This window comes from Mangrovibacillus sp. Mu-81 (assembly GCF_036867415.1).
Classification (GTDB): Bacteria; Bacillota; Bacilli; order Bacillales; family Bacillaceae_B; genus Rossellomorea.
Map to the genome: position 1 here is coordinate 595,178 of NZ_JBAJHU010000001.1, position 15,032 is coordinate 610,209.

13 protein-coding genes are annotated in these 15,032 nt (G+C 45.4%); all 13 read left to right on the forward strand.

Annotation, left to right across the window (positions count from 1 at the left end):
- Positions 1–38: 38 nt before the first annotated feature.
- The 13 genes from V6B33_RS03045 (at position 39) to V6B33_RS03105 (ending at position 14,880) form a co-directional block, all read left to right on the forward strand.
- Positions 39–548 (forward strand): mismatch-specific DNA-glycosylase, encoded by a 510-nt coding sequence (locus V6B33_RS03045; protein WP_334216252.1) that lies wholly within the window; start codon positions 39–41, stop codon positions 546–548.
- 151 nt (positions 549–699) lie between these two features.
- The gene (locus V6B33_RS03050) at positions 700–822 is read left to right on the forward strand and encodes a hypothetical protein (RefSeq protein WP_334216253.1); all 123 of its coding nucleotides are present in this window, start codon (positions 700–702) and stop codon (positions 820–822) included.
- A 136-nt stretch (positions 823–958) separates the two neighbouring features.
- Positions 959–2,338, forward strand: a complete 1,380-nt coding sequence (locus V6B33_RS03055; RefSeq protein WP_334216254.1) for a DUF2254 domain-containing protein — start codon at positions 959–961, stop codon at positions 2,336–2,338.
- A 108-nt stretch (positions 2,339–2,446) separates the two neighbouring features.
- Entirely contained in the window at positions 2,447–3,535 is a 1,089-nt protein-coding gene (locus V6B33_RS03060; RefSeq protein WP_334216255.1) for a YheC/YheD family endospore coat-associated protein, read from the forward strand.
- Between the two features lie 136 nt (positions 3,536–3,671).
- Positions 3,672–4,907 (forward strand): ATP-grasp domain-containing protein, encoded by a 1,236-nt coding sequence (locus V6B33_RS03065; protein WP_334216256.1) that lies wholly within the window; start codon positions 3,672–3,674, stop codon positions 4,905–4,907.
- A 125-nt stretch (positions 4,908–5,032) separates the two neighbouring features.
- Positions 5,033–5,491: a CotY/CotZ family spore coat protein gene (locus tag V6B33_RS03070; RefSeq protein ID WP_334216257.1), complete on the forward strand. Its 459-nt coding sequence runs from the start codon at positions 5,033–5,035 to the stop codon at positions 5,489–5,491.
- Between the two features lie 268 nt (positions 5,492–5,759).
- The gene (locus tag V6B33_RS03075) at positions 5,760–6,956 is read left to right on the forward strand and encodes an iron-containing alcohol dehydrogenase (RefSeq protein WP_334216258.1); all 1,197 of its coding nucleotides are present in this window, start codon (positions 5,760–5,762) and stop codon (positions 6,954–6,956) included.
- 66 nt (positions 6,957–7,022) lie between these two features.
- The gene (locus V6B33_RS03080) at positions 7,023–8,480 is read left to right on the forward strand and encodes a CoA-acylating methylmalonate-semialdehyde dehydrogenase (RefSeq protein WP_334216259.1); all 1,458 of its coding nucleotides are present in this window, start codon (positions 7,023–7,025) and stop codon (positions 8,478–8,480) included.
- A gap of 528 nt (positions 8,481–9,008) precedes the next feature.
- Positions 9,009–10,274 carry a GTPase HflX gene (gene hflX / locus V6B33_RS03085; protein ID WP_334216421.1) on the forward strand — a complete coding sequence of 422 codons (1,266 nt, stop codon included), beginning with the start codon at positions 9,009–9,011 and terminating at the stop codon, positions 10,272–10,274.
- 120 nt (positions 10,275–10,394) lie between these two features.
- The gene (locus V6B33_RS03090; RefSeq protein ID WP_334216422.1) at positions 10,395–11,084 is read left to right on the forward strand and encodes a response regulator transcription factor; all 690 of its coding nucleotides are present in this window, start codon (positions 10,395–10,397) and stop codon (positions 11,082–11,084) included.
- Positions 11,081–12,085 carry a sensor histidine kinase gene (locus V6B33_RS03095; RefSeq protein ID WP_334216260.1) on the forward strand — a complete coding sequence of 335 codons (1,005 nt, stop codon included), beginning with the start codon at positions 11,081–11,083 and terminating at the stop codon, positions 12,083–12,085. The genes V6B33_RS03090 and V6B33_RS03095 overlap by 4 nt, the downstream gene beginning before the upstream one ends.
- A 100-nt stretch (positions 12,086–12,185) precedes the next feature.
- Entirely contained in the window at positions 12,186–12,947 is a 762-nt protein-coding gene (locus tag V6B33_RS03100; protein ID WP_334216423.1) for an ABC transporter ATP-binding protein, read from the forward strand.
- Positions 12,937–14,880 carry an ABC transporter permease gene (locus V6B33_RS03105; protein ID WP_334216261.1) on the forward strand — a complete coding sequence of 648 codons (1,944 nt, stop codon included), beginning with the start codon at positions 12,937–12,939 and terminating at the stop codon, positions 14,878–14,880. The genes V6B33_RS03100 and V6B33_RS03105 overlap by 11 nt, the downstream gene beginning before the upstream one ends.
- Positions 14,881–15,032: the final 152 nt, after the last annotated feature.

The following is a 15,032-nucleotide window of genomic DNA, read 5'->3' on the forward strand; positions in this document are numbered from 1 at the left end:
ATATGAAAATCATTCTAAAGGAAGGGGAGAGTTTGAATATGAATGTGATTCCGGATCATTTGAAGAAAGGGCTGGATATCTTGTTCATCGGGTTTAATCCCAGTATCAGGTCTGGTGAAACAGGGCATCATTACGCTAATCCTACTAATCGCTTCTGGAAGATTCTTTACCAATCGGGATTGACGCCACGGGTATATCGTACAGAGGAAGATGGAAGTCTGATAGAGTTAGGATACGGATTGACGAATATCGTAGAACGTCCGACGAGGGAGGCATCTGAAATAACGAAAGAAGAGTACCGGGAAGGCAGCGTGGTTTTAAAAGAGAAACTGGAATCGTACAGACCACGAATCGCCTGCTTTGTCGGCAAGGGAGTCTATCAGCAGTTTTCCAGGAAGAAAAAAGTTCCGTGGGGCTGGCAGGAAGAATCAACGGTCAACGGGGTACGTGACTTTGTTGCACCTTCTTCAAGCGGGCTTGTGCGAATGAAAATGGATGAAATTTCTGCTATTTACAGAGAATTATTGGATGGGGGACGGCCTGTTTAAGGGGGTCCCCTGCTGTATATTGGGGGACAGCGGACGTATAAGATTAATTTGATAAGATTGGTACAAGGGTTTATACATAGTATTGATGTTTTCATAGGATAAAGGGTAGTAAAGTTATTTTACTAGTTTCATAGAGAAAGGGGGGAGAGAAATGGGATTTGGTCTGGGTTCCTGCCTTTTTGATTGGCTGCGTGCAGTGATTTGCCGGGTGCTTTCTTTTATCGTGAATGTATTGAACTTCATTAGAAGTGGATTGTGCAACACCCCTGCTTAATGCATCAGTATGAAGAGGATTCTAATCACAATTAGGATCCTTCTTTTTTATGTTTAAAACAGTCTATGTGAGGGAAGAAAAGGGAAAAGTTGAATGTTTCAGCTGAATACTTCAGATATACAGGTTGTGAAAAAAGATGATCGATAAGCTAAAGAAACTATCATCCTCTGTGAAGCGGTATGCAAGGATGACCAAACGGGAGAAATGGAATGAGCTCTACTCCAACCTTTGGATGACTCCCATGATTTACGCGGCGCTCTCGCTTATTCTGGTCTTCATGACCTTATGGGCGGATCTGGAAATGAATGTTTATAAAGAGATGCCTTCTTTCTTCCAGGTCGATTACGGGCTGACGAAGACAATCCTCAGCACCTTGACGGCCGGTATATTATCGCTGACCACCTTTACGTTTTATGGGGTGCTCGGTGCACTGTCGACCTTCTCGAGTCAATTCTCCCCGAGGATCCTTAAGAATTTCATGATGAATAATGTGACACAAAGAACGCTCGGTATATTCAGCGGCAGCTTTCTATATGTGCTACTGTGCTTATTTTTCATCAATGAAGATACGGCTCAAGCATACAGCCTGATCCCTGCGGCAGCCGTTCTTACTGCCATGATCACGATCGGTACGTTTGCATTCTTTATCAATCATATCGTCACATGGCTGCAAGTGACCAATTTAGCGGAGCAGATCAAGCGTGAATCCGTTGATATCATTGAAAGTTCACTTGTCAATGAATTGAAGCCTCATAAAGCAATGAATCCCGACAAAATGCATATGCAGGTACCGGGCGGTGAAGGGGAATCGCTTATGGCACAACATTCGGGTTACCTGCAGAAAATTGACTTTGCATTACTGGTCGAGGAAGCAGCCAGGGATAATCTGATCATCCGCCTGGATAATCGAATAGGCAGTTTCGTCTTCCGTTCGACTTCCATCTTCACATACTGGAACCCATCCCCTGACTATGAATTGGATGAAGACAAATATCTGCACATGTTCCAGGTAGGAAAAAATCAAACGGAGCTGCAGGATATCGAGTTCAGCATCAACAAATTTGTGGAAATCGCCATACGTGCACTCGGGAATAATGATCCGAAGACGGCGACCAATATTATCTATCAAATCGGTGACCTGCTGATTCAACTTTCGGAAATGGAAGTATTTTCACCGTACCTGACAGATGAAGACGGGAATTTACGTGTCATTCTGAAAAATTTGACGTATGCGGACTATCTTTACCGCGGTTTTGCTTCGATCAGGCACTATGCAAAGAAGGATGCCGTCATTACCGGCGAACTTCTCTACGTGCTGAATGCCATCGCCCATGCAATCGATAAAAAAGACCACAGGGATATCTGGGATTTCACCAAGTACACCGCCACAGGCTTCGACCATGATCTTCTCTATGACTTAGATATAAATCGCTTCAACGATGTCCTGCTGGAAATTGCCGAAACCACAGGAAACACAGACAGTTATGAAAAGCTTATAGCTGAAATGAAAAATTGACGTGAAACAACGTCTGAAACCCTGCCTGTCTGCCTATACGCTTCACGCGCATGATGAATATAGTTGTTAAATAAGAAAAATGCTTGTAAAGCGGGAGGGAACAACGATTTGAAAAGGTATATTGGCATCATGGTGGGGACAGATGTGTTTAAAGGGATTCCAGAAGGCAGAACTTCCTTTGAAAACCTGTCATTTTATGAGGAAGCAGGTGAAAGGTACAATGTGACCCCATGCTACTTTCGCTTTCAAGACATTACCCCCGGTGATGAAACGGTGGAGGCATACGTGAAGAGCGATGGCGTTTACAGCCTCAAGTCTGTCCCAAAACCGGCGGTCATCCATAACAGGACATTTACCGGAAAGCTGGCGGAAAAAAGAAAGATACGGGATCTGAAAAATGAAGGGATTGTTTTCTTTAATGAAAACAATCGGTATAAAAAGTTGAGAATCAATGAGATTCTCGCGGAAAATCATTGTATTCGGCCGCATATTCCTCAAACGTTGAAGTCCAATGAGGATAACGTGAAGATGATGATGGAGAGGCATAACGGGTTAATACTGAAACCAAATAGCGGATCATTGGGAATCGGCATCGTCAAATTGACGAAAGAGGGAGACAGACAATGGCTAATTACTTACCGGGAGAAGAAGGCACTGATCAAGGAAACGTTTTCTACAGAATGGCCGCCACTTCTTAAACAACTCGCTTCAAGAAACCATGTCATCATACAGGAAATGATCCCTCTTGCCAAAAGCAAAGGCAGAGTATTCGATTGCAGAGTCTCCGTCCAGAAAAATGAAAAAGGGGAATGGCAGGTAACCGGAATTGTCGGGAAAGTCGCTAAAAAAGGCTGGTTTCTGACAAATGTGGCACGTGGGGGAAAGTGTCAAGCGTTGAAAGGATTAGTGAAGGCGCTCCCGCATCTTCACGAAGAGAAAGTGAAGATGGAGATTGAAACGCTGTCTCTTGCAGCAGCACGGCAGCTGGAACAATCCCTCCCGAATCTGGCTGATTTAGGATTTGATATTGGAATCACGAAAGAAGGTTTTCCGATGGTCATAGAATGCAATTGCAGGGAACTGAGATATTCCTTCAGAAATGCAGGGCTGCTGGAGGAGTGGAAGCGAACGCATTTCACACCGATTGGATATGCACATTTTTTGTTGGAGACAGGCAGAAAGAAGCAGGTGGAATAGGATCTTACAACCCTCAGGCCCTTTACTCGCTAGAGGGTCTCTTTTGTGTGCAATGATTTACATTTCCTTTGTGTCAATCAGCTCCTTTCTATCATAAAGTTAAGTATGTTGAAGAAAATGGGCGGACGTTTGCCCGATGAAGGAATGGATGAGCATGCAGACTATCATTTTTCTTGGAACGAGGAGGCACGGTACAAGCAGGGAAGCACTGCAGGTGGCTAAAGAGATGGCGTACTTCACAGTATTGTTTACAGACAAGCGCGGAATCGGAAAGAAACCGGATGAGTTCCCCGAAGTGGATGAAATTATTTTTATGGAGGACATTTTTTTAAAGGAAGAATTGATGAATAAAATTCAAAAGCTTCAGGTCGAGGGCAAAGTAATTTGCGCATGTGTAAGTTTCATCGATCCCTATGTATCATACGCTGCAGGGATATCAGGGGAATTGGGACTGAATCCCATTTCGTCAGAAGCCTTATATGAGGCGGAGAGCAAAGTGAAAGTACGAAAAAAGCTGATGGGTATGGATTCATCACCCACTTTCTTCGTATTTGAAAAACAAGTGAGCAGTGAGGAGTTTGCCGCAGCCCATAAGGATTTCCTTCCACTCATTCTCAAACCGGCTGAATCCAACGGGTCAAAGGGTATCAAGCTGGTCAAGACTGAACGAGAGATGGCTGAGGGCATGCACTATTTGCAAACGAAACACCCGGATATTCCCATCTTGGCTGAAGAATATCTGGAAGGTCCACAATACTTAATTGAAGTGGTGGTATACAGGGGTGAAGTCTCGATCATCGCTGTAATTGAACAGGAATGCAGCAAGTCATTCCTCATAAAAGGATATAAATATCCGGCTGAACTGCCCGCCTGGCAGGATATCACATTGAAGAGAACCATTTATGACATGCTCTTCCATATGGGGCTTTCAACTGGCTCATGCCACTTTGAAATGAGGAGTGTGCAAGGGAAATGGAAGCTGGTAGAAATCAATCCGCGCATGTCCGGCGGTGCGATGAACCGGCTGATTGAGGAAGGCACCGGTATCAACCTGGTGAAAGAAATTCTTAAGATGAACGTGGGAGAAGCACCTCTCCTGTCTCCTTTATTTAAAAAATGCACATATATGAAATATTTGACTGTGGATGTATGGGGGAAGCTTCTCCATGTAAGCGGACAGGATCGCGCTCTGCTTCTTGAAGGGGTGAAATACGTATATGTGAAAGCGGAAAAGGGAAGTATTTTATCTCCGCCCCGGTCGATGGGGGACCGGTATGCCTGCATCATTACCTGTGCGGAATCAATCGAACGAGCAAGGGGTATCGCCCGTGAAGCCGCAAAGGAATTGAAATTTTATGTAGAGCCGCTATGAGAGGGGGAAGAAAACGGATGGCAGTTTGAAAGCATCTTGGAGAGTTTCATTTTTCTTCACGACAGTGCACACTCCCCATCCTGGGACCCATACACTAACTATGTAGCAGATTGGGGGAGAGAGACTTGGAAAGAGAGAGGGCACCACAGGGGCACACATGTATCCAGCTGGCTCTGCAAGAATTAAAGAAGCTGCAGGACTTTATAAATGAAACCCATACACCATACTTTGGAAAAGTGTTCTCAAAGCTCGTCGGTGTCGATACGATTCCATTTCGATTGTATACGGAAGAAGGGGAACTGACATTCAACGGTATTGATCATCATGACCCAACGGGGAAATCCGCATGTTTTCATACAAGCTATTTCCGAATTGAAGATCTGCATATGGATTCGGGGTGCGCAACGTTTTCTTTGCTGCGTCCTCTGGATATTTGCGGATGTAATCCACATTCCTGCAGTGAAATCTTACTTCTGAAAAAAACCGATTCCTGCGTTCAGGTTGATTTACGTTGTGTATGCGCCATCCAGTTCATGGACATTGATTTGTTGAAACGGAAAATCATCATCGAACCTAAATGGTAAGAAACGTGTCCCTTGAACAGCGGGCACGTTTTTTCATTAATGAGGCGGGTCCCGCTGCGCATTACATCGTAAAAGCCCGTCACTATGGCGCTTTAGCGTATTGAGGGACGGACCGGAAAATTTCTGTTATACTAGATAAATAGTTTTAATATTTTGATATTAATTGATGGGGTGCACATCGGGAGCTTTTATTACATAGAGAGAAACCCTAATTATTTTTTTACTTGTGGACGCGCAGGGCGCATGAAAAGATAAAGGGGTGCAGGTCGTGGAGAAGTTTGCTGGTTTTCGAGTTCCACAGACGATTTTTTACGGGAGACATTCGTTTGTAAATGTCGGCAGGGAAGCGGCATTAAGGGGAAAGAAGGTCCTGATCATAAGTGACAAGGTCATGGATCAGCTTGGATATGTCAGTGAATGCCGTCAATTTTTACAGGAACATGGAGTTCATAGTGCCGTCTATCTTGGTGTCTCTTCAGAACCGACGGATAGCTATGTATCAGAGTCACTGGAAATGCTAGAGAAAGAAAACTGCGATGTAATCGTTTCGCTCGGTGGAGGGAGCTGCATCGATACCGCGAAGGCAATCGCCGTGCTGTCAACAAACGGAGGATCCATCGGTGACTACATGGGCAATGGCAGAATCGCCGGAGTGGAGGCCGTGCCCCATATCGCCATACCGACTACCGCAGGTACAGGTTCAGAAGCGACGGACGTGACGGTCATCACCAACACTTCCAATGATGTGAAGATGATGATCAAACAGCCTGCGTTCATGCCGGATGTCGCAATTGCCGATCCGATGCTGACGATCTCTTCACCGAAAAGTGTTACGGCCGCAACCGGTGTGGATGCACTGAGTCATGCCGTTGAGGCCTATTTGTCCAAGAAAGCCCATCCCATGACCGATACGATTGCACTGTCGGCGATGGAACTGATTGTGGATAATCTATCCCCTTCCTATCACAATGGGGAAAACCTGGATGCCCGCGAGGCGATGAGTCTCGGTGCGATGCAGGCAGGAATGGCGTTCGCGAATGCATCGGTCTGCCTCGTGCATGGGATGTCCAGGCCGATCGGGGCTTTGTTTCCCGTCCCCCACGGCTACTCGAATGCCATGTTATTGCCGGCAGTGCTGGAATTCAGCAAAGAGAACTGTGTGGACCGCCTGGCTGATTTAGGACGTATTTTCGAAAAGGATAACCGTAATCTGACGAATGAGGAATACGCAGGGATTGCCGTGACTTCTGTGAAGAAACTCTGTACGGAACTTGGCATTCCAAATCTTAAAGGTTGGGGAATTGATGGAGATGCCTTCAGGAATGCGGTGGGCAAGATGACGGAAGATGCATTTATGAGCGGCAGTCCGGCGAATAATCCAAGGGTGCCGACGAGGGAAGAACTAGAAGCCCTGTATCTTTCCTGCTACGATTATCAGTTCTCGGCAGGGGAAAAGGTTAAATAATTTGTAAGCTGTTTGGCAGACTCTGTAACCAGACGCGAAATCATATCTTGAAAGGGGAAATCATTCATGGCAACAGCAACGACGAACACGTTGAAGAACTTTATCAAAGGAAAATGGGTGGACGCGCAAACAGAACACTACCAATCAGTACCAAACCCGGCTACAGGAGAAGAGCTCGCGCAGGTGCCGATTTCAACAAGTCAAGATGTGGACGGAGCGGTAGCAGCGGCGAAAGAATCATTTCAATCCTGGAGCAGGACACCGGTTCCGAAACGTGCCCGCATTCTCTTTAAATATCAGCAGCTCCTCGTTGAGAACTGGGACGGTCTTGCGAAGCTGATTACGGAAGAAAACGGCAAAAGTTTTAAAGAAGCCTACGGTGAAGTACAGCGCGGAATTGAATGCGTGGAGTTCGCAGCAGGTGCACCGACCCTGATGATGGGGAAACAGCTTCCGGACATCGCGACGAATATTGAATCAGGAATGTACCGCTATCCGGTAGGCGTAGTCGGAGGGATCACTCCATTCAACTTCCCGATGATGGTGCCGTGCTGGATGTTCCCGCTTGCGATTGCATGCGGCAACACCTTTGTCCTGAAACCATCCGAACGGACGCCGCTCCTTGCCAACAGGCTGGCTGAGCTCTTCCAGGAAGCAGGGCTCCCGGATGGGGTATTGAATGTGGTTCACGGTGCACATGATGTCGTAAACAGCCTGCTTCAGCATAAAGATGTGCCGGCCATTTCGTTCGTAGGTTCACAACCGGTTGCCGAGTATGTGTATAAGACAGGTGCCGGTAACGGAAAACGGGTACAGGCACTTGCCGGTGCGAAAAATCATTCCATCGTGATGCCGAATGCGGACATTGATGGGGCAGTGAAAGAAATCATCGCAGCTGCTTACGGTTCTGCCGGTGAACGCTGCATGGCGTGCTCTGTCGTTGTCGCCGTAGGGAATGTTGCCGATAGCCTTATCCAGAAATTGAACGATCAAGCAGATGCCCTTAAAATCGGGAACGGCCTCGAGGAAGATGTTTTCCTTGGTCCTGTCATCCGTGATGATCATAAGAAGAAAACCGAAAATTATATCGTAAGCGGAGTGGAAGAAGGAGCGACATTGGTAAGGGACGGCCGTCATGATGAAGCCTATAAAGAGAATGGCTATTTTATCGGTCCGACGATTTTCGATAACGTGACCTCTTCCATGAAGATCTGGAAGGATGAGATCTTTGCACCTGTATTATCAGTGGTAAGGGTGGATACGCTGGAAGACGCGATCAAGCTTACCAATGAATCTGACTTCGGGAACGGGGCATGCCTGTTCACGAAGGACGGCAGCGATGTCCGCTACTTCCGGGAATTCATCGAAGTCGGCATGCTCGGTGTCAACATCGGCGTACCAGCCCCGATGGCATTCTTCCCGTTCTCCGGCTGGAAAAACTCCTTTTACGGAGATCTCCATGCCAATGGATCAGACGGTGTGGAGTTCTACACAAGACGTAAAATGCTCACAGCCCGCTGGTGACATGACCAACAACCGAATGCCAGTCCGGTCCACTTGTGTGACTGGCATTCATCACAATTTTCTTCTCATCACCGTTGAAATGTGATAAGATAGTCATAACTTACAAGAAATGGAGGTTTTCCCTTTGATTTTAATCAGACTTCGATTCCGCGATTTGAACAGATAACTGAATATGTTCAAGGCTCTGCCTGTGTGCAGGGTAAATGGAATTGGTCTGCCTATTTTTAAGGGAAACTTCATTTGATCGTGATGGTGAAGAAGAGGGGGCGAAGGACTCCTCTTTTTTGTGTCTTTAAAAATAGAATTGAATAATGGACTCAACCCATTCCAAACGGTCAGTCCGTGTGGATATGGATATCTTTGTTCAGACCGGTCTGCATGAAGCAAGGAACGCGGACCTCTATGATCCCAAGGGGAAAATAGACTTCAACGGACCGCCGTGCTGCGGCCGTTCCATTTACAATCCTACACAGGCAGCGGTCTGTGTTTTTTTACTATTATTTTAGAATGGGAAGTGAACATTGTATGATGGAAGAACGTTTAAAAGCAATTGCTATAGGCGTCAACACAAAGGAACAGGGTGAAGATTTCGATTACAGCATGCTTGAATTGAAAGGGCTGGCTGATGCCCGGCAAATCGATGTCGCGGCTGAAATGACCCAGAATTTGCCGCGCAGGAATCATGTGCATTATCTCGGCAAAGGGAAAATTGAGGAGCTGCTGCCTTTAATTGAAGAAACGGAAGCGGATGTCCTTATCGCCAATGATGAACTGTCTCCTTCACAGATCCGGGTGCTTGAAGAGAGACTCGATATCCGGGTGATGGACCGTACGATGCTGATCCTGGATATTTTCGCAGAACGGGCGAAAACGAAAGAAGCACAGCTTCAGGTAGAAGTTGCGCAGCTTCAATACATGCTGCCCCGTCTGGTCGGAAGACGTGAATCCCTTGGCAGGCAGGGTGGGGGATCCGGACTGAAAAACAGGGGTGCGGGTGAAACGAAGCTTGAACTCGACCGCCGCCGGATCGAGGACAATATCACGGCTCTAAATAAAGAGCTGGAAGCACTGGTCGACCTTCGTACTACCCAGCGAAAACAACGAAAAAAGAGCGGGCTGCCGGTCGTGTCACTTGTCGGTTATACCAACGCAGGGAAGTCGACGACAATGAATGCATTGGTCGAACAATTCAATCCCGGTGAAAGCAAGAAGGTATTTGAAAAAGATATGCTGTTCGCTACGCTGGATACGTCTGTAAGAAACATCACGCTTCCGGATAAAAAAGCATTCCTGCTTACGGACACAGTCGGTTTCGTCAACAAACTCCCGCATCACCTCGTCAAGGCATTCCGGTCGACGCTTGAAGAAGTGGCTGAAGCAGATCTGATCATTCATGTTGTTGATTACTCGGATCCCCACTATGAAACGTTGATGAAGGTAACAGATGAAACACTGGATGATATCGGAGTCGGGGATATCCCGGTCGTATACGCATTCAACAAAGCGGAACTGGTCGATGGGGAGAGCCTGCCGAAAGTCGTAAACGACCGCATCTATATGTCGGCAAAAGAACGAATCGGAATTGATGAACTGGTCGGCGTGATCAAGAGCCATGTGTTCAAGGACTTTAAAATATGTCAAATGCTCATTCCATTCGAAGAGGGTAAACTGATTTCATATTTTAATGAACAGGCAAATGTGCTTGCTACGGAATACGAAGAAAATGGAACAAAGCTGACGGTTGAATGTAAACGTGCTGATTATGAAAAATATCAGCAGTATGTGGTTAAATAAAGGAATAGCGCCAAGGAAAAAGGACTTTTTTGTGAAAGTCCTTTTTCCTTTCCAATCATTTCTAGAAATCGATTCAGAAATAGGCTAAAATTTAACTAACTTATGAGTGTGGTGATGATTGTGTTCAATATCCTGTTGATCGAAGACGATACAACTCTATTCAATGAAATTAAAAACCGCCTAACCCAGTGGCAGTATGATGTTCGCGGCATAAATGATTTCAGCAGGGTGATGGAGGAGTTCTCAGCGTTTAAGCCTGACCTTGTTCTTATCGATATCCAGCTGCCAAAGTTTGACGGTTTTCACTGGTGCCGGATGATCCGGTCCCATTCAAATGTCCCGATCCTTTTCATATCCTCAAGGGACCATCCGATGGATATGGTGATGTCGATGCAGCTCGGTGCGGATGATTTCATCCAGAAACCGTTCCACTTTGATGTGTTGATCGCGAAGGTCCATGCCACTCTCCGCCGTGTCTACAATTACAACACGGAGCAGGTGAGCCTCAAAACCTGGTGCGGGGCAGCCGTTGATTACGAAAGAAATACCGTCAGCAATGAAAACGGTACAATCGACCTGACAAAGAATGAGATATTCATCCTCAAACTGTTGATTGCTCAAAAAAACAGGATTGTCAGCAGGGACAACCTGATCAACTCTCTGTGGGATGATAAACGATTCATCAGTGATAACACGTTGACAGTAAACGTGAATCGGCTGCGCAAACGGCTGGATGAAATTGGGCTGGGCGGGTACATTGAGACGAAAGTTGGCCAGGGATACGTTGCCCTGGAAAAGGATCGTTTATGATCAGGAAATATCTATGGGAACGCAAAAGCTGGATCCTGCTATTTATCTCACTTCAGCTTCTCCTGCTCTTCGTCACATATCTTGATTCAGCCCTTCCATTCACATCTATTTTTTATGTGGTTGTACTATCCTCACTTGTGTTTACTATTTTCTTGATTGTCAGGTTTCATCGGGAAACCAAATTCTATACGGATCTGTATGAGTGGGACAGCAACCCGAATGTGACGGGGATGCCTGCACCAGATTCGCCCTTTGAAAGAATCGTATACAGCAGTCTGATCGATCACGCAGAGCAGCTTAAAGGAAAGTCTGAAGTGAACCGAAGAATGCTGGATCAGGAAAAAGATGAACTTCTGGCATGGATCCATGAAGTAAAGACGCCTTTAACTGCGATGAGTTTGATGATCGAGCGTCTGGCTGACCGTGATCTCAAAGCACCACTTAAATACGAATGGCTCAGGATCCATCTTCTCCTCGATCAGCAGCTTCATCAAAAAAGGATGCATGTCATTGAGAATGATCTATACATAGAAAAATGCGAGCTCGAAGACATCCTCTACGGAGAAATCAAAATACTTCAATCCTGGTGTATTCAAAAGGGTATCGGTTTTGATATCGGTCTCGCAGTGACTGAGGTACTCTCTGACAGCAAGTGGCTTGCATTCATGATCAGGCAGCTGATGACCAATGCGGTTAAATACAGCGAAGAGTCGGATATTGAAGTCAGGAGTTACCGTAAAGAAGGCAGAACCATCCTAACGATCCTGGATCATGGCCGGGGGATAGACCCGAAGGACCTTCCACGTATTTTTGAAAAAGGCTTTACATCTACAACCGATCATCACAATCAGGGTTCGACGGGAATGGGGCTGTATTTGACGAAAAAAGTAGCGGAGCCTCTCCTCATAGACGTAAATGTACAGTCGACTCTGGGAGAAGGAACATTGATTACTCTTACGTTCCCGAAAAAAAATGAATTCGACCATGTGATAAGCAAGTGACGAAAGTGTCACATGCTTTTTCATTTTGTTCGTCCAATAAAAGGAAAATGATCAATTGTCATTTTATAATGAACGTACCAACTAAAAGGAGTATTGAATGATGACAATTTTAGAAGCAGTGAAACTTCATAAAAGCTATGGGAACAAATTCAATAAGCAGGAAGTGTTGAAAGGGATCGATCTTACCATTATGCAGGGTGAATTTGTGGGAATCATGGGGGCATCCGGCTCCGGGAAGACAACACTTCTCAATGTGCTTTCTTCTATTGATAAAGTAAGCGAAGGTATGATCAAGATTGAAAACAATGAGATGACAAGGATGAAAGAAAAGAAACTGGCCGAGTTCAGGAAAAATCATCTCGGTTTCATCTTTCAGGAATACAATCTGCTTGATACGTTAACCGTCAAGGAAAATATCCTCCTGCCTTTATCGATCACCAAGACATCTAAGCGGGAAGCGGATGAAAAATTTGAGATGCTGGCTTCCCAACTCGGTATATCCGAAATCAAAGATAAATATCCAAACGAAATTTCAGGCGGGCAAAAGCAGCGGACCTCTGCTGCACGCGCATTCATTCATGAACCGAGCATCATATTTGCCGATGAACCCACTGGTGCCCTCGATTCTAAATCAGCATCGGATCTGTTGAAGAAATTAAGTGACTTGAATTCACAGCTGAAAGCAACGATCGTCATGGTGACTCATGACCCGGTTGCAGCCAGCTATTGCAGCAGGGTCATCTTCATTAAAGACGGCCAGATCTATACCCAGTTGAACAAAGGCGGTCAGGAAAGGCAGGCATTCTTCAAGGACATCATGAAGACACAGGGTGTATTGGGCGGTGTACAGAATGAACATTAATACACTTATATTCAGGAATTTGAAAAAGAACCTCAAGAATTACTTTCTGTACGTGTTCGCTCTGATCTTCAGCGTTGCGCTTTATTTTGCTTTTGTCACGCTGCAGTATGATCCTTCCATGGATGCAGCGAAAGGGTCCATCAAAGGAGGGGCGGCCATCCGTGCGGCTTCGATCATGCTTGTGGCGATCGTATCCATATTTCTTCTCTATGCCAATACCATCTTTATCAAGAGGAGGAGCAAAGAAATAGGATTATTCCAACTGATCGGTATGACGAAGAATAAAATCTTCCGTATACTGACGATGGAGAATTTCATCCTGTACTTCGGATCCATGGTGTTCGGAATCTTGATCGGTTTCACTTTCTCGAAGCTGATCATCATGATCCTCTATAAAATCACCCGAGTCGAGGCAATCGCGGAACTGCATTTCTCTTCACAGGCTTTCAGCCAGACATTGATTGTCTTCTGTGCCATCTACGTACTGATCATGATGATGAATTACCTGTTCATCAAGAGACAAAGTATTTTATCCCTGTTCCGAGTGAAGTCATCGACAGAAACAAAGGTGAGAAAAATTTCTGTATTTCAGATGATTTTAGGGATACTCGGTATCATCCTGATCGTCTCCGGATACTATGTTTCCTCGAAATTATTCGAGGGGGACTTCATGACGATGACGGAGCTGTTCGGTGCGATGATTTTCATCCTTGCATCCGTTATCATCGGTACGTATCTATTCTATAAAGGATCGGTCAGTTTCATCTTTCATCTCATCCGGAAGAAAAAGGGCGGATATCTGAATATCAATCAGGTCATGTCACTTTCGTCAATCATGTTTCGAATGAAATCGAATTCACTGCTATTGACGATCATTACAACCGTCTCGGCATTGGCAATCGGACTGCTGTCCCTTAGCTACATTTCCTATTACTCAGCTGAGAAATTGGCTGAGGATAATGTTCCGGCTGACTTCGCATTTACAGATGCAGAAGCTGCTTTAACATTCAAAAAGGCTTTAGAGAAAAATGATATCCAGTATAGCAGTGATGAAATTGAAGTCATTCAGGTGTCCGCAGATTTAAAAGACATTGCGGAATCCGATTTTGCCGTGAATGGAAGCCTCGATCAGATGGAAACTTCCGTCATCAGTGATAAAGAAATCAAAGGAATCGATGTAGGGAAGGACGAAACACTGTTTACCGGCTACAGCGACCTTCTCCAGAAAGTGCTGCCTTTAAACAATTCAGGGGAAGTGGTGTGGAATGGGAAAACAGACTCGATTCCTCAGCAGTATCTCGGAATGAAGGATGAGTTCCCGATTTCGTGGTATTATACCTCAGGCGGATCACCTGTAGGTATTGTGGACGACTCGACCTTTCAAAAGTTGAAAAAGGACATCGACCCCGCAATTCAAAAGGGTTCCACACTTTACATCGGAATTGATATCGATAATGAAGAAAAGGTAAAGGAAGCAAATGACCTATTTGTGTCCCTCGGTTTTGATGAAGGGTATGATCATGATTCGCAAATGAACCTTGAGATGACTCAGAAACGAAGTATCGGCCTTGTCATGTTCATCGTCGGCTTCCTTGGCTTGACGTTCCTCATCACATCAGGGTGCATCCTATACTTTAAACAAATGGATGAAAGTGAAGAGGAGAAACCGAATTATACGATCCTGAGGAAGCTCGGTTTCACACAAACGGACCTAATCAAGGGAATCGGAGCGAAGCAGATCTTCAACTTCGGGATCCCGCTTATGATTGGTCTCGTGCACAGTTATTTCGCAGTAAAATCCGGCTGGTTTCTATTCGGAGGGGAATTCGATACACCAATGATTATCGTGATGGTGCTCTATGCGGCTCTCTACTCCATATTTGGAATACTGTCCGTAGCCTATTATAAAAAAGTGATCAAAGAAGCATTGTAATAAGAAAAGCGAAAGGGCTTTGGTAAGAGGCTTATGACCCGAGCCTCTAAGCCCTGTAGCTGGACATAAGAAAAGCTCCGGTTAGCATGAACTGGAGCTTTTTTCTTTCATATGAAGTTGGTAAAATACAGTGAGTAGATAAGGGGGGTGGG